This window comes from Bacillus sp. GW821-FHT01G09 (assembly GCF_059422205.1).
Genome location: NZ_JBWKWL010000002.1, coordinates 585,330 through 601,851, shown reverse-complemented (window position 1 = coordinate 601,851; position 16,522 = coordinate 585,330). Strand labels below are relative to the sequence as shown.

The window sequence follows — 16,522 nt, the reverse complement described above, 5'->3', positions numbered from 1 at the left end:
TTACAGCAAATCAGCTGCGAGCTGGGCGAGACCTGATCTCTCACCTTTTAACAGTTTCACGCTGCCTGAGATGGGTTGTCCTTTAAACCGCTCAACCACATAGGCCAAACCATTGTTCAGACTGTCTAAATATGGGTGATCAATTTGTTCAGGGTCACCCATTAAGACAATTTTACTGCCTTCACCGACTCTCGTCAGCAAAGTTTTCACCTCATGCCTGGTCAAATTTTGCGCTTCATCAATGATAATAAATTGATCTGGAATGCTTCTCCCTCTGATATAAGTCAGCGCCTCTACCTGAATTGAGCCAATTCCCGCCAAAATAGCATCAAGCTCCCCTGGTTTTTTCGCATTAAACAGAAACTCTAAGTTGTCAAAAATCGGCTGCATCCAAGGCTTTAGCTTTTCCTCTTTTTCGCCTGGCAAATACCCGATGTCCTTGCCAACAGGAACAATCGGCCTTGCGACGACCAGCTTTTTATATATTCCCAAGTCTTCTGTCTGTAATAGCCCCGCCGCCAAAGCTAAGAGCGTCTTGCCGGTTCCCGCTTTTCCGATCAGGGTGACAAGCGGAATATCTTCCCGCAGCAAAAGCTCTAATGCCATTGTCTGCTGTACATTTTTCGGCCTGATTCCCCATATATGTTCATCATCAAATACGAGTCTTTTTAATACCGTTCCGGTTTTGTCTGCAATTCCGACTGCCGAGGAGGACCCTCCTAGCTCATCCTTCATTAAAGCAAACTGATTCGGATAAAACGCATGCTGTTTCACATCGTTTACTGAAATTTGATTTTTCCCGTAAAAAGAGCTGAACAGCTGCTGGCTGATATATAAATCTTTATAGCCGCTGTACATTTCATCATTGTCCACAACACGGTCATTCAAGAAATCTTCAGCAAGCAGTCCGATTGCGTCGGCTTTAACCCTGACCAGTACATCCTTACTGACAAGGATAACCGGCCTGCCATTTTCCTTGGTTTCTTCCTCGAGGCTTAAGTTTTTCGCAACGGCTAATATGCGATTATCGTTCGTCTTTTCAATAAAGATCTCTTGCAGCTGGTGAAACGAACGATGATTCAGTTCAATTCTCAGTGTGCCGCCGGTGTCAAGCGGTACATGCTCATGCAGCCTGCCCTTTTGTCTTAGCGCATCGATTAGCTTAGATACGTGCCTTGCATTCCTCCCAACTTCGTCCATATACCGTTTTTTTGAATCAACCTCTTCTAAAACGACAGCAGGGATGACAACCTCATTTTCTTCAAAAGAAAATATCGCGTTAGGATCCTGTAATAACACATTCGTATCTAACACATAAATTTTACTCAAGTCTCAGCCTCCTGATATAAGGGTCAAAGTTCTTCCTGCTTCTCTTTTGATGAAAAAGGTGAATGCCTGCTAAAATATATGTTTTTGTGCATAAAGATAGAAGGTTAATTCAACAATAAAATTAATGAAAGCATTTTAAGGAGGGAACCCGCAAGTGCGAATTCTTTTCATTATCATACAGCTGACACTTATCCTGTCCGCTTGTGCCTATCAACAAGGAAAACAGGGCCAGAATGTTGAAAAAGAATCAACAAGACAGCAGGAGACTAAACCGATTCACGTAAAGGACACAACTCAAGAAACAAAAGACAATGGAACAAGAACGGATATTGCCAAGCATCTTGTCAGCGTTGCTGAAAAAAACCCCGACGTCAAGGATGCAACAGCCGTTGTGCTGGGAGGCTATGCTGTTGTTGGGATTGATGTCGATGATACTTTGGACAGAAGCAAAGTGGAAACCATTAAATATTCTGTAGCTCAGGCGCTAAAGAATGATCGATATGGCGCCAACGCAGTAGTCATTGCTGATCCCGATACGGTCAGCCGCCTTCGTGAAATGAGCAGAGAAATCAGCGAGGGCCATCCGGTAACAGGTATACTGGATGAATTAGCTGCAATTGTCGGCCGAGTGCTTCCCGAAGTGCCTAACGATGTGATTGACAATGAAGACGAACCGCAAACAAAGCAGCAAAATGACCAATTAAATAGAAAACAGCAACAGGAAATGGAGAAGGAGCAAAACGATCAATCTGATCATCATATGAAAAAGAACAACAATGACTAAGCTATAGCCTTGCGCTTTAGCTTTTTCTTATTTTGGACAGCTTCTGATCCGTGCTATAATACATGTTAGTGAAAGAGGTGATATGATGAGGGTCAAATGTTCTATTTGCGATAAAATTGAAACAATTGATGATGATACCCTGATCGCGAAACGGCTTCGAAACCGCCCGATCCATACATATATGTGCCAGGAATGCCACGATCGGATTGCCAAAAAAACAGAGGAACGGCTGAAAACGGGAAAATTTACTTTTCACCCGGGACAGCAGAAAAAAGAAAAAGTCAAAAAATAAAGCGTCCGCTTAACCATACAGAACACAAAAAAGACTCAGCTTTCAGCTGAGTCTTTTATGATTTTGCAGACTGTCCTTTTTTCGACTGATACAGCCGGATTTTGTAAATGATTAAAATCAGCGCAGCGACGACCAATCCTTCTGCCACGGGCAAAAACACCCCTAAAAAAGTCAAAACAGTGCAGCCCAAAGCCAAAAATACATACACCACTGCAGATTTTAATACAGGAAGCCGTTTAGCAAATCCAAGCTTAAATACAATAACGGCCAACACAAAAATCGTGCCGTACAGCAGCCACATGCCTGCCGCAGGCTGCCGGTCTACTTGATATAGAGCGGCGAAGAACGACAGGCGTTCGCTTACGTCATTCAAAAAGATTCCCTCCCCTGTAAACGTACGGGTTCTATCTTTTCAAATTCTGCACGAGATTAAGACAATCCTGCTGTTTTTTTCTTTTTAGCTGCTTTTTCACGTTCGTTCTTATTGAGGATTTTCTTTCTTAAACGGATGGATTCAGGTGTTACTTCACAATATTCATCTTCGTTTAAGTACTCTAGAGACTCCTCAAGAGACATGATGCGCGCTTTTTTAATTGTAGTTGTCTGATCCTTTGTCGCAGAACGGACGTTTGTTTGCTGTTTCATTTTGCTGACGTTAACAACAAGGTCGTTGTCACGGTTATGCTCTCCAACGATCATTCCTTCGTATACTTCAGTACCCGGCTCAACGAAGATGACACCGCGGTCTTCAATTCCTTGAATACCGTATGATGTTGCTTTTCCGTTTTCCATTGACACAAGTACACCTTGACGGCGTCCGCCGACTTGGCCCGCCTGCATCGGCTGGTAGCTGTCAAACGTATGGTTCAAAATACCGAATCCGCGTGTTAATGATAGGAATTCTGTAGAGTAACCGATCAATCCGCGGGAAGGAACTGTAAAGATGAGACGGACTTGGCCGTTTCCGTTGTTGATCATATCAACCATTTCGCCTTTGCGGGCACCCATTGATTCCATGACAGAGCCAGTATGCTCTTCAGGAACATCAATTTGCACACGTTCAACAGGCTCACAGCGTACGCCGTCGATTTCTTTGATAATAACTTCAGGTTTTGACACTTGAAGCTCATAGCCCTCACGACGCATATTTTCAATTAAAATTGACAAGTGGAGCTCACCGCGTCCTGAAACAACCCAAGCATCAGGAGAAGCTGTTGGCTCAACACGCAAGCTCACATCCGTCTGAAGCTGTGATTGAAGACGCTCTTCGATTTTGCGGGCCGTTACATATTTGCCTTCACGGCCTGCAAACGGACTGTTATTCACGACAAATGTCATTTGAAGTGTCGGCTCATCAATGCGAAGCACTGGAAGCGGATCTTGATGGTCTACAGGACATACCGTTTCACCAACGTTGATATCTTCCATTCCGGAAACCGCAACGAGGTCTCCCGCTTTTGCTTCTTCAATTTCCACACGCTTTAAGCCTTGGAAACCAAAAATCTTTGTAACACGGAATGACTTTGCCGTTCCGTCAAGCTTCATAAGAGAAACCTGCTGTCCGACTTTCATTGTGCCGCGGAATACGCGTCCGATTCCGATACGGCCTACATAGTCGTTGTAGTCAAGAAGGGCAACTTGGAACTGAAGCGGCTCCTCTGCATTATCAACAGGTGCCGGAACATGCTTAATAATGGTTTCATATAAAGCTTCCATATTTTCATCCTGTTGTTTCGGATCAAGACTCGCTGTTCCATTAATCGCGGAAGCATATACCACCGGGAACTCGAGCTGCTCTTCATTGGCATCAAGCTCAATGAACAGATCCAGAACTTCATCGATAACTTCCTCTGGACGAGCAAAGTCACGGTCAATTTTGTTTACAACAACAACAGGGTTCAGGTTTTGCTCAAGAGCTTTTTTCAGAACAAAACGAGTTTGAGGCATACAGCCTTCATATGCGTCAACGACAAGCACTACGCCGTCAACCATTTTCATAATCCGTTCTACTTCTCCCCCAAAGTCTGCGTGTCCAGGGGTGTCCAAAATATTGATACGTGTATCTTTATAGTTAATCGCAGTATTTTTCGCCAATATTGTAATGCCGCGTTCGCGTTCAAGATCATTAGAGTCCATTGCGCGTTCAGCAACCTGTTCGTTGGCACGGAACGTACCAGCCTGATGTAAAAGCTGATCGACTAGAGTCGTTTTCCCATGGTCAACGTGGGCAATAATCGCGATGTTGCGAAGATCATTTCGAAGTTTCACTTTTTCATCTCCTAAAAAAATTAGATAACTTTCATATTATATCACACATCCTCTTTAAAAGCGTCACGTTTTTCTGTAAACTTAATATAAGACGTAAAAGGGGATGGAAATTATGAAAAAAATGAATTGGCTTTTACTATTATTTGCATTTGCAGCGGTTTTCAGCATTATGCTGATCGGCGTCTTTATCGCTGAAAAAAGCCCTGCAGGCATTATCGCCAGCATTGTACTTGTTTGCGCTGTCATGGGCGGCGGATTTACATTAAAAAAGAAAATGCGCGAACAAGGCTTGCTTGATTAAAAGCATTGCCCCGCCGGCGACATTGTAATCAAAAAACACCGCAAAGAAAGCGGTGTTTTTCATTTCTTTAAGCCTTATCTCCCCTGTTTCTTAGTCAGGAAGATGCAAAACAGCCTTTATACATAGACAATCGTTCTAACGATCACACGTGCAGCCTTCAAAAAGTAGTTCGGCAACGATACGCATAAAATACCATAGCGCCTATTCCTCCACCGGAAACTACTCCCTATAATGGAATTTGTAGCACAATTCATAAAAGGGAGAGAAGAAACATGAAGAAAACATTTGTAAAAAAAGCTATGTTAACGACTGCCGCAATGACCTCAGCTGCTCTATTAACGTTCGGTCCTGATGCAGCCAGCGCAAAAACACTGGTTGATAACACTGCTGTTCAACTCCAGCATCAGGCGAGCACTAACGAAGATCTCAATACATTCATTGATATATTAAATCAATGTATATACGAACAAGACAGTGTATATTATTTTGACAGCGAAAAAGCTGTCGAGTTAGGAATGACAAAAGAAGAGGCTCAGGTAATTGCTACACTCTGGGAATCGACATCAGAATTTTTCAGCATTGTTTCACAATGTGTGTATCTCGAGGATGGAAATTACAAATTTGATACAGAAAAAGCAGTTGAACTTGGCTTCACAGAAAAAGAAGCACTTGCACTTGAACAATTTTTCTCCGCTGTTTCTCTCAAGATTCACATTCTTCAAGCAGCCATTGTGCTACAAGATGATGTGTACAGCTATGATAAAGACGCAGCGCTACAAGCAGGTGCAACGCCACTGCAAGCTGACGTTTATGAAAAACTCTTCAGTGCCCTGTCACAAGAACAGCTTGCCGCTATTTACGATATGATTCATCCCCAGGCTTAATGTGAAAAAGCGCTTGCCGGAATCGGACAAGCGCTTTTTTTTATATCAGCAGTTTGATGATCAGCATCACGGCAACCGCCGCTCCAAACCAGCAGGCGGCTTTCATAATCAGTAATCCATAGTACCTCTGTTTAAAACGCAGTTCTTCTTCCGGCAGAAAAGCCTCCTCAACGGCCTGTTCGCTTTCCAATTCAAATGGCTCAGCCATCGTGTCATACATGTCTCTGCAGCTGCTGCACATTTTTAAATGCTCTTCTATAACGTGTTCCGTTTCTCTTTTACAATCACCTTCAAGATACAGAGGAAGCAGGTCTCTTACTAGAAAGCAGGTCATATCCGCTCCTCCTCTCTACTTTTCGTCATGTTTTTCTTTAGCTCTAATCTAGCCCGGTGCAATGTGGTTTTCACCTTAGAAAGACTCCATCCTAATATCTCAGCGATTTCTTCATAAGAAAGCTCTTGGAATTCTTTTAAAATCAAAACGGATTGATGCTGATCTTTTAACTTCAGGAGCTCCTGCCGCAGTGTTTCGCTTTTCACCGTCCGTGACAGATACTGTTCAGGCTGCTCATAAGTTGTTTGCGTTAACCCTTCATTTTTGCTGATATCAGTAAATTGGTATTTTACATCCCTGCGGTACCAATTGATAAAGGTATGATGCGCAATGGTGTAGAGCCATGTTCTGATGGAAGAATGCCCCCTAAACGAAGCCAGACCGTTAAGAGCTTTCACAAACGTGTCCTGCGCTAAGTCCTTGGCTGTTTCAAGATGATGAGTCCTTCTGAATAAATAATTTAAAATTTCTTGATAATACTGCCGATACAAGTCCTCAATGGAATCCCTATGCTTCATTAAAAGTAAAACCACACCGTCATCCAAATGGCCAATAAAATGAAACAGATATACATGGAAGACAGGTATACTTTCATATATCTGATTTGGCTTTCTTCTTCAGCACCGGGACTTCTCTTTAAACAAGTTTTACTCTTTAAGTCTTCCGCATTCTTTTGGAATTGGGATTCATGCTGTTTCATCCATTCCATTGATTCATCCTCTAGCTCTCCTTCTTTATACAGGTCGTATAGGTCTACAAAAACAGACTCTTTTTCTTTATGATTCATAAAGACTTTTCACCTCTTGTGTTTCTCCATCCACTACATAGGCATCATGGCGATTTGAACCAAACGGCTGAATAATGATCAGCCATGCATAATGCCGTTCATCCCCTCTTTGAACGATAATCGGGCGCATACGCTTTTTGTAAATGACATCCTGATATAGAGAAGCTACTTTTTCGTAAGCCAATGTTCCATTACGATATGTATAGGGGAATGACTGATCAGGTCTATCGCTGTATACATAAACGTTTAGCTGACCTTGATCTTCAAAAAACTCATATGTTTTAGAAGAATCAGTATACATCACCATGTCACCCTGACTGCTTTTTTTCTTCTTTTCTGATCCACGAGCATCGAAGATCGATAATATCTGATGCTGCAGCCGGCTGTTAGCCATTGAGATATTCTTTTTCATCGGAAGCGAAAGGCTATGTAAACAACCGGATTCGCCCTCAAATTCCAAAACAATTCCACCTTTTGTTTCCACTCTCACCATGCTTCCGAGCAGGCTGTCGCTTTCAATATCAGTGATCTGATAAGGCTGTTTTGATATGTTCAGCGCTGTAAACATTTGTTCCACTTTGTCGTGAATGTTTTGTTCTGTTATATGAACATGCAGAAGAGAGTCAAGCTGATAAATCGAAGGATCTTCACTAAAACCCATTAAGGTTTCCTTTTCCCAATAAAATACCGCGCCATCATCAGCATGATCTTTTTTATGAAGTTGATTTTTCAGGTAAATACGTACGACTGTCTGGCCGTCTTCTTGAGATACCTTTGTTTCGATATGATCCTTATGTAACACACGTCCGTGTCGCTCAAGGAAAGCGATGGACTTTCGCTTGTACTCCTGGTTCGTTAGCTTTTTCCCATGCGCTTTTTGTAAGTATTCATAATTACGAATCAGCTGCGATACTTCATCTACCTCAGCTTTATAACCTTTGCTTTCAAATGAGTAGAAATAATGCACATCCATGTTTGTATCGTGCAAATAAAGTGTTTCATCCGTAGGAAAAAATGACTTTAGTATCTGTTCCGCTTTTTCTGATGAAATGTGCTCCCCGACAAAATTGAATGAATCATGGACATTTGCTGGCTTTGATACAGCGAAAGCAGCCGTTCCTATGTTATATATCGGATTTAACAGCAGGACAAAAAACACCATGACAGCCATCGGCAGCCACTTATTCACACGCACATAAACCTTTCCTGACTTTTGGAACAGATGATAGCTCATCAAAAATCCCGCCATTGCCAAATAAATCGTATATGGCATTACTGCACCATAATTTTTTGAGATTTGATTGGGATATGGCGCAAGCAGCAAGACAAGCAGTCCGATAATCAGCGTATAAAATAAGCCTAGTAAGATCTTATCCGTTCTCCAATACAGCTTGAAAAACACTACATTCAACGCAATGGGAAGAGTGATGATGAAAAACAGAAACACGAATGCAATCGGCTCCATCCCATCCGGGTATTCCTTCCAATACGAAAAGAAACTAAAAATCATTTGTACGATTGGCAAACTGACAACGGCAAGGTCGAACGTATAAAACTTACCCTTTCCGCCATGATCACGCGGCATCAGCATATAGTGAAAAGCCGTCAGCAGCACATATCCGTATAACAAAAAATGCAGCAGCGGCAACAGTTCTTTTCCGTCCTCTCTTAAGTAAGCGCTGGTGAAGTTTGTTGATTGCACCTGGTGAATAAGTTCAACAGACACTCCCGCCAGCAGCACAATCCGCAATATAACACCCGCCAAGAACATTGTGCGCTGCCGGTTCATTTTGGGATGATGCACCAAAAGATATAAGCCCGCCAGAACAACAATTGACCATTGAATCAGCAGGGTGCTTTGTCTGCTTAATATAAAATAACGTTCGAAATGCAATACATAATGACTGAATAACTCCAACACGAACAACAATCCTTTACTTCTTATTAAGGCCTCATTCGGTTAGACAGCGGACTTTTCAAAAAGTTTCAAGATGAAACAAAAATATCTCATCTTCCCCTTGATATGCAAAAAACATAACTCTTGAATGAACCACCACATGACACTTGACTCATCTTGATATTATTCAACAAAAACAAACACAGGACAATACTATCAATTTTGTCTAGTTATGTTAGTTTTTGTTGAGTATTCCAGAATGCTAGTTTAATATAACAATATAAAGTTTTCAGTATTTTCAAAAAGGGGGATTTATTGTGGGTTTAGGTAAGAAATTGTCTGTTGCTGTCGCTGCTTCGTTTATGAGTTTATCAATCAGCCTTCCTGGTGTTCAGGCTGCTGAAGGTCATCAGCTTAAAGAGAATCAAACAAATTTCCTCTCCAAAAACGCGATTGCGCAATCAGAACTCTCTGCACCAAATGACAAGGCTGTCAAGCAGTTTTTGAAAAAGAACAGCAACATTTTTAAAGGTGACCCTTCCAAAAGGCTAAAGCTTGTTGAAAGTACGACTGATGCCCTTGGATACAAGCACTTTCGATATGCGCCTGTCGTTAACGGAGTGCCAATTAAAGATTCGCAAGTGATCGTTCACGTCGATAAATCCGATAATGTCTATGCGGTCAATGGTGAATTACACAATCAATCTGCTGCAAAAACAGATAACAGCCAAAAAGTCTCTTCTGAAAAAGCACTGGCACTCGCTTTCAAAGCTATCGGCAAATCACCAGACGCTGTTTCTAACGGAGCGGCCAAAAACAGCAATAAAGCCGAATTGAAAGCGATAGAAACAAAAGACGGCAGCTATCGTCTTGCTTACGACGTGACGATTCGCTATGTCGAGCCTGAACCTGCAAACTGGGAAGTCTTAGTTGACGCCGAAACAGGCAGCATTTTAAAACAGCAAAATAAAGTAGAACATGCCGCCGCCACTGGAAGCGGAACAACTCTAAAGGGCGCAACTGTTCCATTGAACATCTCTTATGAAGGCGGAAAATATGTTCTAAGAGATCTTTCAAAACCAACTGGCACCCAAATCATCACATATGACTTGCAAAACAGACAAAGCCGCCTTCCGGGAACGCTTGTCTCAAGCACAACGAAAACATTTACATCTTCATCACAGCGGGCAGCCGTTGACGCACACTATAACCTCGGTAAAGTGTACGATTATTTTTATTCAAACTTTAAACGAAACAGCTATGATAACAAAGGCAGTAAAATCGTTTCTTCCGTTCACTACGGCACTCAATACAATAACGCTGCATGGACAGGAGACCAGATGATTTACGGTGATGGTGACGGTTCATTCTTCTCTCCGCTTTCCGGCTCATTAGATGTGACAGCGCATGAAATGACACATGGCGTCACCCAAGAAACAGCCAACTTGATTTATGAAAATCAGCCAGGTGCATTAAACGAGTCTTTCTCTGACGTATTCGGGTATTTTAACGATACAGAAGACTGGGACATCGGTGAAGACATTACGGTCAGCCAGCCTGCTCTTCGCAGCCTGTCCAACCCTACAAAATACAACCAGCCTGACAATTACGCCAATTACAGAAACCTTCCAAACACAGATGAAGGCGATTATGGCGGTGTACACACAAACAGCGGAATTCCAAACAAAGCCGCTTACAACACCATCACAAAACTTGGTGTATCTAAATCACAGCAAATCTATTACCGTGCGTTAACAACGTACCTCACGCCTTCTTCCACGTTCAAAGATGCCAAGGCAGCTCTCATTCAGTCTGCCCGTGACCTCTACGGCTCAACTGATGCCGCTAAAGTTGAAGCAGCCTGGAATGCTGTTGGATTGTAATATTAGGAAAAGCCTGAGATCCCTCAGGCTTTTTTTGTTACATATCTTGATTTCTCTCTCAGCAGAAACGACGAAAAGATGCTGCCATGAGACAGAAACCGCTCCTGATTTGCAAAAGAGGGATGCAGCCACAAGTGCGCATTTTATAAAAGCTAATGATTCAGTCCACATAATTGATAGACGAATTCTGCTACAGGTCACGTGGCTATGTGAAGGATCGCGCATCCAGTTAAGAGCAAAAACATTGACAAAAAAAATTATTTATGCTAAAATTTACTATTAATATATTTGTATGTATAATAAGATTCTCCTGGCCAGGGGAATCTTATTTTTTGTGGAGGATCATTTCATGAGGAAAAATGAGTCCAGCTTAACGTCTCTAATTTCAGCTTTTGCCCGTGCATATCACAGCCGATATGACACACCTCTTATTTTTGATGATTTTATCGCAAAAGATCTCATTAACGAAAAAGAGTTTATCGACATCAGTAAAAATATGATTCAAGGAATATCGTTTTTCAACAAAGAGATCGCCGAACGTCTTCAAAATGATCCTGAAAAAATATTAAAATGGGTTGCACAAATCCAGCTGTCTCCCACGCCCCTAGCACGTGCTTCTTATTGTGAAAAAGTCTTGCACAACGAATTAATCCTGGGGGCAAAACAGTATGTCATTCTTGGAGCGGGACTGGATACTTTCTGCTTTCGGCATCCAGAATTAGAAAACAGCTTACAGGTTTTCGAGGTTGATCATCCGGCTACACAGCAATTGAAAAAAAATAAGCTGAAGGATGCAAATCTGACAATTCCGGGTCATCTTCATTTTGTTCCTATGGATTTCACCAAAACGTTTTCGTATGATCCTCTCTTAGATGAAGGATTTAAAAACACAAAAACATTCTTCAGCCTCCTCGGAGTGTCTTATTATGTAACACGGGAAGAAAATGCAAGCTTGATCAGCAATTTATTTTCTCATGTCCCGCCTGGAAGCTCTATTGTTTTTGATTATGCGGACGAAACACTTTTTACAGCAAAAGGGACGTCAAATCGAGTTGAACATATGGTGAAGATGGCTGCCGCAAGCGGGGAACCGATGAAATCATGTTTCACTTATCAAGAGATTGAACATCTGTTAGAGTCATCTGGTTTACTGATCTATGAACATCTATCACCAGACGACATTAATGACCTTTTCTTTAGTAATCGAAAAGACAATTTGTCAGCGTTTGAAACGATTCATTATATTCATGCGGTAAAAAAATAATTTTCAAATTATCAGAAGCCTCTCAATGTTTGAGAGGCTTTTTATTGAACCCGCATGCAGCAAATAAGCTGCCATTATCATATGGCAGCTTCTGCTAAAGGCTTCACCAGGATCATAAATGATTTGCCTTTCTCATCTTTTTCCGTTTTCAGCTGTTCAAAGCCGCATTGGCTTAAAAACAGTACCCATTCCCTGCGCTCAATGGGAACTCCCGCAAACATCGCTTTATGTTTCGCTCTAAGCAATTTGCTGATCTGTTCAATGATCATCTTCGCATGCCCCTTTTTTTCTTCAACCGGGTCAATCAGGACCGTTCCGAGCCACGGCTTACCGTTTGAAGGAGACCACTCGAGATGGTAGCTGACGGCAACAGGCATACCGTCTTTTTCCCATACAAGCCATGAACCGTTGTACATGGAGTAGGAAATGATATAGTCTTCTGCATCTTTATCTCCAAACTCCTCCTCTTTCCATACAGGATGAGCCTCCGCGAGCTTTTCTAACAAGCTGAGATCATCCTGCTCAAATGGCCTACTTCCGAGCATGAAGATACTCTTCAAATATCGTTTTATGTATAGATGGGTTTCCGGCTAGCACACTGTGGTTTTCTAAAAAGGTAAACGGCTCTCCTTCAATGGTCGTATAGGTGCCTCCTACTTCATTTAACAGCACACAGCCGGCTGCGTAGTCCCATGGCGCAAGCCGCATCGTGATGTAAGCATCTATTCTTCCTGCCGCGACATTTGCCAGCTCTAAAGCGGCAGAACCGTAGGAGCGTGTGCCTCTGACTCTTTTCACAAGTGGCGCTAACACACTTTGATCAATTCTTCTGTTTTCCGTTACCCATGTTGCATTAATGGCAAGTATCGCTTCTTCAATGACGGTTTCTTTTAATGGAGCCAGCTTCGTTTCATTCATATAAGCTCCTCTGCCGCTAAATGCGTGATACAACTCATCGTGCACCACATCATAAATTAAACCGATTTTCCCTTCACCGTTTTCAAAAATCCCAATGGAAATCGCAAAATTTCTTTGCTGGTGCACAAAATTCATCGTCCCATCAATCGGATCAATAATCCATACGACTCCCTCAAGTGAGTGGATTTTGTCTCCTTGCCCCTCTTCACCGAGTATCCGATGTCCCGGAAATGTTTCTTGAATTCGATCAATGAAAAACTTTTCGGTTTCTTTGTCAATATTGGTGACTAAATCATTCGGATTTGATTTCGTTTCAATTGTCAGGCTTTCATGCATGGATTGTTTAATTCTCGCGCCTGCTTCTCTTATCCATTTCTTTGCAATCTCATCAATTTCCGTCCAATTTGTCATTCGTTCGTACCTCTCTTCTATGTAGACCTTTTATTTTATAGGATACTGATAACGGCAATGAAAAAGCAAGGAAAATGAAAAATATCCCTTCTCACGTAAAAACGAACCATTCATGCGGTTCGTTTTCACTATCGCTTTTTTACCCGTTAAGACGAATCCATTCTTTTCTAAGTCGCTCAAGTTTGTTTTTGCTTTGTTCAATCTGCTCTTCATTTTCTTTCTGCATTGCTTCATATAGGGTTGCCAATTCATAATCAACCTCTAGTCTCCAGACAGCAACACGATTGTTTTTCTCTTCCTTAAATCCCTCTTTTACAACTTGCCTCATTGTCTTTCGCCCCTTCCAGAGATCATTTGTTTGTAAAAAAGCATCCCATTTTGCCATTCAACAATGATTACTTCTTATATCGTATGATTGTTCTATTTACGCGCAACATGATTCTGAAAATTGTGTGTTTACCTACTCGTTTATTACCACATTTCCCCTTACTTCAAACGTGCTCAATCTTTTTGAAGCTCGTATGAACTGTGATAAAATATGTATACTTAGCATGAAGGAGGAAAATCATGACACAAATGCGTTTCACTGAAGAAGACTTTAACACATTTACAATAGAAGGCTTAGACGCGCGCATGGAAGTATTAAAAGAGACGGTCCGTCCGAAGCTTACAGCTCTAGGCGAACATTTTGCCCCAACTTTATCAGCTTTAACCGGAGATGAAATGTTTCCGCATGTGGCGAAGCACGCAAGAAGATCCGTCAATCCCCCGGCTGACAGCTGGGTGGCGTTCGCAAACAGCAAAAGAGGCTATAAAAAACTGCCGCATTTCCAAATTGGTTTATGGGAAAGCCACGTCTTTGTATGGTTCGCGATTATTTATGAATCCCCTATCAAAGAAGAATACGGCAAATTGCTTGAAGTGAACCAAGAAACCATTACGAAAAATATCCCTGACAGCTTCGTTTGGTCTGCAGATCACACAAAACCGGGAGTACATAAACAGTCTGAAATGGACAAGGAACAGCTGAAGACACTGTTTGAGCGTTTGCAGACTGTAAAGAAAGCCGAGCTGTTATGCGGCATCCAGCTCCAAAAAGAAGAAGTGCTGAATATGAATAACCAGGAATTCCTTCAGCGTATCGACGATGCCTTTAAGCAGCTTGCTTTTCTGTACCGTCTCACCCAAAAAGTATCACAAGCATAAAAAAGAGCCGGGACATCCCCGGCTCTTTTTCCTACATCTTAATCTTCGCCTGATCAGATTCTTTCGCCTGTTTGACCGTGCGATAAGGAGAATATGTACTTTGTTCCTCAAACTCGCCACATAGCTTTTTTTCCTCGGCCTTCCCCGGTACAATTTCCTTGAAACGGCGGTAAGCTTTAAGCAGTTCTTCACGATCCGCCCCTTTTTCATATGCAAGCTCAACCTGCTGGAAAAATGCAATCACATCCACTGCTTCTTCGGTTGTCCAATCTTCATTCATCGGATATTGATACTCCATTTTCTTCACTCCTTGTAGATTTACTTCCCTTAAGAGAAAGCATCTTCATTTGATCATAAATTGTTCTTTACATTCTTTCAAGTTCATAATATAATTCATTTGTTTTACGTCTAAAAAACGGTTGAGAAACTGATTTTAATACACACTATTATGCATAGGTATGATTACAAAGGTGGGAAAACAATTGTCGCAACATGAAACACCCTTATACACAGGACTGAAAAAGCATGCAAGCAGACAGCCTGTTCAATTCCACATTCCCGGCCATAAAAAAGGGGCAGGAATGGACCCAGAATTCAGACAATTTATCGGTGAAAACGCGTTAAGCATAGATTTGATTAATATTGAACCATTAGACGATCTGCACGCGCCAAAAGGCATTATTAAACAAGCACAAGATCTGGCTGCTGAAGCATTTGGCGCGGATCACACATTTTTTTCTGTTCAAGGAACAAGCGGCGCCATTATGACAATGGTAATGGCTGTTTGCGGACCTGGCGATAAAATTATTATTCCAAGAAATGTTCATAAATCAATTATGACAGCTATTGTATTTTCCGGAGCGGTTCCAATTTTTATTCATCCTGAAATTGACAATGAGTTGGGCATCTCCCACGGCATTACACTTGAATCTGCTAAACGGGCGCTTACCGAACATCCGGATGCAAAAGGGCTTCTCGTCATCAACCCGACATATTTCGGTGTTGCAGCCGACTTAAAAAGCATCGTAGAACTCGCTCATTCGTTTGATGTGCCAGTGCTTGTGGATGAAGCACACGGCGTTCACATTCATTTTCACGACGAATTGCCGCTATCGGCTATGCAGGCAGGAGCGGACATAGCAGCGACAAGTGTCCACAAACTGGGCGGATCACTGACACAAAGCTCTATTTTAAACATGAGAGAAGGCCTTGTATCTAAAGACAGAGTGCAATCCATCCTGAGCATGCTGACAACTACGTCAACTTCTTACTTGCTTCTCGCTTCTTTGGATGTTGCCAGAAAACGCCTTGCAACAGAAGGCCGCCAGCTTGCTGAGGAAACACTCAAGCTTGCCAATCAGACGAGAGATCGCCTCAATCAGATTGAAGGCATTTATTGTGTCGGTTCTGAGATTCTTGGGTCGAAAGCAGCTTACAGCTATGATCCGACAAAATTGATTATCTCTGTGAAAAGTCTTGGCCTGACAGGACATGACGTGGAAAAATGGCTTCGTGAATCCTTTAATATTGAGGTTGAGCTCTCTGATCTGTACAATATTTTGTGTATTTTCACTCCTGGTGACAGCCAAAATGATGCAGACCGGCTTGTAGAGGCTTTAACTGAGATCGCACAGCAAATGTCAGAACAAGATGTAACACATCAGCAAACTGAGGTTCTGCTTCCAGAAATACCTTTATTGGCAATGACTCCGCGTGATGCTTTTTATGCAAATACGGAAGTCATCCCATTAAAAGAAGCATCCGGACGGATTATTGCTGAATTTGTCATGGTATATCCACCTGGTATTCCAATCTTCATTCCAGGAGAAATTATTACAGAAGAAAACATCAGCTACATTTTTAAAAACCTTGACGCAGGCCTCCCTGTTCAAGGACCTGAGGACTCGACTTTACATATGATCCGAGTCATCAAAGAACAAAAAGCAATTCAATAAAAAATAAAA

The 16,522-nt window shown here is 42.0% G+C and carries 19 protein-coding genes; 8 read left to right on the top strand and 11 right to left on the bottom strand.

Annotated elements, in window-relative coordinates; translation table 11 throughout:
* Entirely contained in the window at positions 1-1,329 is a 1,329-nt protein-coding gene (locus tag AC07VD_RS08585) for a PhoH family protein (protein WP_003245272.1), read from the bottom strand.
* Between the two features lie 154 nt (positions 1,330-1,483).
* Here AC07VD_RS08585 and AC07VD_RS08580 point away from each other — a divergent pair, with 154 nt between their 5' ends.
* Entirely contained in the window at positions 1,484-2,113 is a 630-nt protein-coding gene (locus AC07VD_RS08580; protein ID WP_003232269.1) for a YhcN/YlaJ family sporulation lipoprotein, read from the top strand.
* 82 nt (positions 2,114-2,195) lie between these two features.
* Positions 2,196-2,405 carry a YlaI family protein gene (locus AC07VD_RS08575; RefSeq protein WP_003232271.1) on the top strand — a complete coding sequence of 70 codons (210 nt, stop codon included), beginning with the start codon at positions 2,196-2,198 and terminating at the stop codon, positions 2,403-2,405.
* Between the two features lie 55 nt (positions 2,406-2,460).
* On the opposite strand, the gene AC07VD_RS08570 is transcribed toward AC07VD_RS08575, so the two are convergent.
* Both AC07VD_RS08570 and typA read right to left on the bottom strand, forming a co-directional pair.
* Complete coding sequence (locus AC07VD_RS08570) at positions 2,461-2,778, bottom strand: YlaH-like family protein (protein WP_003232274.1); 318 nt, start codon at positions 2,776-2,778, stop codon at positions 2,461-2,463.
* Positions 2,779-2,834: 56 nt separating this feature from the next.
* Entirely contained in the window at positions 2,835-4,673 is a 1,839-nt protein-coding gene (typA, locus tag AC07VD_RS08565) for a translational GTPase TypA (protein WP_003232278.1), read from the bottom strand.
* 112 nt (positions 4,674-4,785) lie between these two features.
* On the opposite strand from typA, the gene AC07VD_RS08560 reads away from it, so the two are divergent.
* Together AC07VD_RS08560 and AC07VD_RS08555 are read left to right on the top strand one after the other, a co-directional pair.
* Complete coding sequence (locus tag AC07VD_RS08560) at positions 4,786-4,974, top strand: YlaF family protein (protein ID WP_003245500.1); 189 nt, start codon at positions 4,786-4,788, stop codon at positions 4,972-4,974.
* Between the two features lie 272 nt (positions 4,975-5,246).
* A complete protein-coding gene (locus tag AC07VD_RS08555) occupies positions 5,247-5,858 on the top strand; it encodes a hypothetical protein (protein WP_494721694.1) in 612 nt (203 codons plus the stop codon).
* A gap of 40 nt (positions 5,859-5,898) precedes the next feature.
* Here AC07VD_RS08555 and ylaD read toward each other — a convergent pair whose 3' ends face one another.
* Genes ylaD through AC07VD_RS08535 form a run of 4 tightly spaced genes read right to left on the bottom strand, consistent with a single transcriptional unit; the run spans position 5,899 to position 8,909 of the window.
* The gene (gene ylaD, locus AC07VD_RS08550) at positions 5,899-6,192 is read right to left on the bottom strand and encodes an anti-YlaC sigma factor ylaD (protein ID WP_014476710.1); all 294 of its coding nucleotides are present in this window, start codon (positions 6,190-6,192) and stop codon (positions 5,899-5,901) included.
* Positions 6,189-6,710 carry an RNA polymerase sigma factor YlaC gene (gene ylaC, locus AC07VD_RS08545; RefSeq protein WP_494721743.1) on the bottom strand — a complete coding sequence of 174 codons (522 nt, stop codon included), beginning with the start codon at positions 6,708-6,710 and terminating at the stop codon, positions 6,189-6,191. Before ylaC ends, ylaD begins: the two co-directional genes overlap by 4 nt.
* Positions 6,710-6,979 (bottom strand): hypothetical protein, encoded by a 270-nt coding sequence (locus AC07VD_RS08540; protein ID WP_024572390.1) that lies wholly within the window; start codon positions 6,977-6,979, stop codon positions 6,710-6,712. Before AC07VD_RS08540 ends, ylaC begins: the two co-directional genes overlap by 1 nt.
* Entirely contained in the window at positions 6,969-8,909 is a 1,941-nt protein-coding gene (locus tag AC07VD_RS08535) for a hypothetical protein (protein WP_494721693.1), read from the bottom strand. Before AC07VD_RS08535 ends, AC07VD_RS08540 begins: the two co-directional genes overlap by 11 nt.
* Positions 8,910-9,193: 284 nt before the next feature.
* Here AC07VD_RS08535 and nprE point away from each other — a divergent pair, with 284 nt between their 5' ends.
* Both nprE and AC07VD_RS08525 read left to right on the top strand, forming a co-directional pair.
* On the top strand, positions 9,194-10,759 hold the full coding sequence (gene nprE, locus AC07VD_RS08530; RefSeq protein ID WP_003245026.1) for a neutral metalloprotease NprE: 1,566 nt from the start codon (positions 9,194-9,196) through the stop codon (positions 10,757-10,759).
* 349 nt (positions 10,760-11,108) lie between these two features.
* Complete coding sequence (locus tag AC07VD_RS08525) at positions 11,109-12,023, top strand: class I SAM-dependent methyltransferase (protein WP_220396749.1); 915 nt, start codon at positions 11,109-11,111, stop codon at positions 12,021-12,023.
* A 77-nt stretch (positions 12,024-12,100) separates the two neighbouring features.
* Here AC07VD_RS08525 and AC07VD_RS08520 read toward each other — a convergent pair whose 3' ends face one another.
* The 3 genes from AC07VD_RS08520 to AC07VD_RS08510 all read right to left on the bottom strand — a co-directional run bounded on the left by AC07VD_RS08520 (position 12,101) and on the right by AC07VD_RS08510 (position 13,680).
* Positions 12,101-12,529 carry a GNAT family N-acetyltransferase gene (locus AC07VD_RS08520; RefSeq protein ID WP_494721742.1) on the bottom strand — a complete coding sequence of 143 codons (429 nt, stop codon included), beginning with the start codon at positions 12,527-12,529 and terminating at the stop codon, positions 12,101-12,103.
* Between the two features lie 25 nt (positions 12,530-12,554).
* Positions 12,555-13,352, bottom strand: a complete 798-nt coding sequence (gene suhB / locus AC07VD_RS08515; protein ID WP_086343803.1) for an inositol-1-monophosphatase — start codon at positions 13,350-13,352, stop codon at positions 12,555-12,557.
* A gap of 139 nt (positions 13,353-13,491) precedes the next feature.
* Positions 13,492-13,680, bottom strand: a complete 189-nt coding sequence (locus tag AC07VD_RS08510) for a YkzI domain-containing protein (RefSeq protein ID WP_009967148.1) — start codon at positions 13,678-13,680, stop codon at positions 13,492-13,494.
* A gap of 239 nt (positions 13,681-13,919) precedes the next feature.
* Between AC07VD_RS08510 and AC07VD_RS08505 the strand changes: the two genes are divergently transcribed.
* On the top strand, positions 13,920-14,558 hold the full coding sequence (locus AC07VD_RS08505; RefSeq protein ID WP_015252167.1) for a YktB family protein: 639 nt from the start codon (positions 13,920-13,922) through the stop codon (positions 14,556-14,558).
* A 31-nt stretch (positions 14,559-14,589) separates the two neighbouring features.
* Here AC07VD_RS08505 and AC07VD_RS08500 read toward each other — a convergent pair whose 3' ends face one another.
* Positions 14,590-14,856: a UPF0223 family protein gene (locus tag AC07VD_RS08500; RefSeq protein WP_010334108.1), complete on the bottom strand. Its 267-nt coding sequence runs from the start codon at positions 14,854-14,856 to the stop codon at positions 14,590-14,592.
* Between the two features lie 184 nt (positions 14,857-15,040).
* Between AC07VD_RS08500 and speA the strand changes: the two genes are divergently transcribed.
* Entirely contained in the window at positions 15,041-16,513 is a 1,473-nt protein-coding gene (gene speA / locus AC07VD_RS08495; RefSeq protein WP_003244780.1) for an arginine decarboxylase, read from the top strand.
* Positions 16,514-16,522: the final 9 nt, after the last annotated feature.

Coding starts and splice junctions, on each gene's coding strand:
- AC07VD_RS08525 (WP_220396749.1), top strand. CDS start 11,109: ATGAGGAAAAATGAGTCCAGCTTAACGTCTCTAATTTCAGCTTTTGCC.
- suhB (WP_086343803.1), bottom strand. CDS start 13,352: ATGACAAATTGGACGGAAATTGATGAGATTGCAAAGAAATGGATAAGA.
- AC07VD_RS08505 (WP_015252167.1), top strand. CDS start 13,920: ATGACACAAATGCGTTTCACTGAAGAAGACTTTAACACATTTACAATA.
- AC07VD_RS08555 (WP_494721694.1), top strand. CDS start 5,247: ATGAAGAAAACATTTGTAAAAAAAGCTATGTTAACGACTGCCGCAATG.
- AC07VD_RS08500 (WP_010334108.1), bottom strand. CDS start 14,856: ATGGAGTATCAATATCCGATGAATGAAGATTGGACAACCGAAGAAGCA.
- AC07VD_RS08540 (WP_024572390.1), bottom strand. CDS start 6,979: ATGAATCATAAAGAAAAAGAGTCTGTTTTTGTAGACCTATACGACCTG.
- ylaD (WP_014476710.1), bottom strand. CDS start 6,192: ATGACCTGCTTTCTAGTAAGAGACCTGCTTCCTCTGTATCTTGAAGGT.
- AC07VD_RS08560 (WP_003245500.1), top strand. CDS start 4,786: ATGAAAAAAATGAATTGGCTTTTACTATTATTTGCATTTGCAGCGGTT.
- AC07VD_RS08510 (WP_009967148.1), bottom strand. CDS start 13,680: ATGAGGCAAGTTGTAAAAGAGGGATTTAAGGAAGAGAAAAACAATCGT.
- AC07VD_RS08575 (WP_003232271.1), top strand. CDS start 2,196: ATGATGAGGGTCAAATGTTCTATTTGCGATAAAATTGAAACAATTGAT.
- ylaC (WP_494721743.1), bottom strand. CDS start 6,710: ATGAAGCATAGGGATTCCATTGAGGACTTGTATCGGCAGTATTATCAA.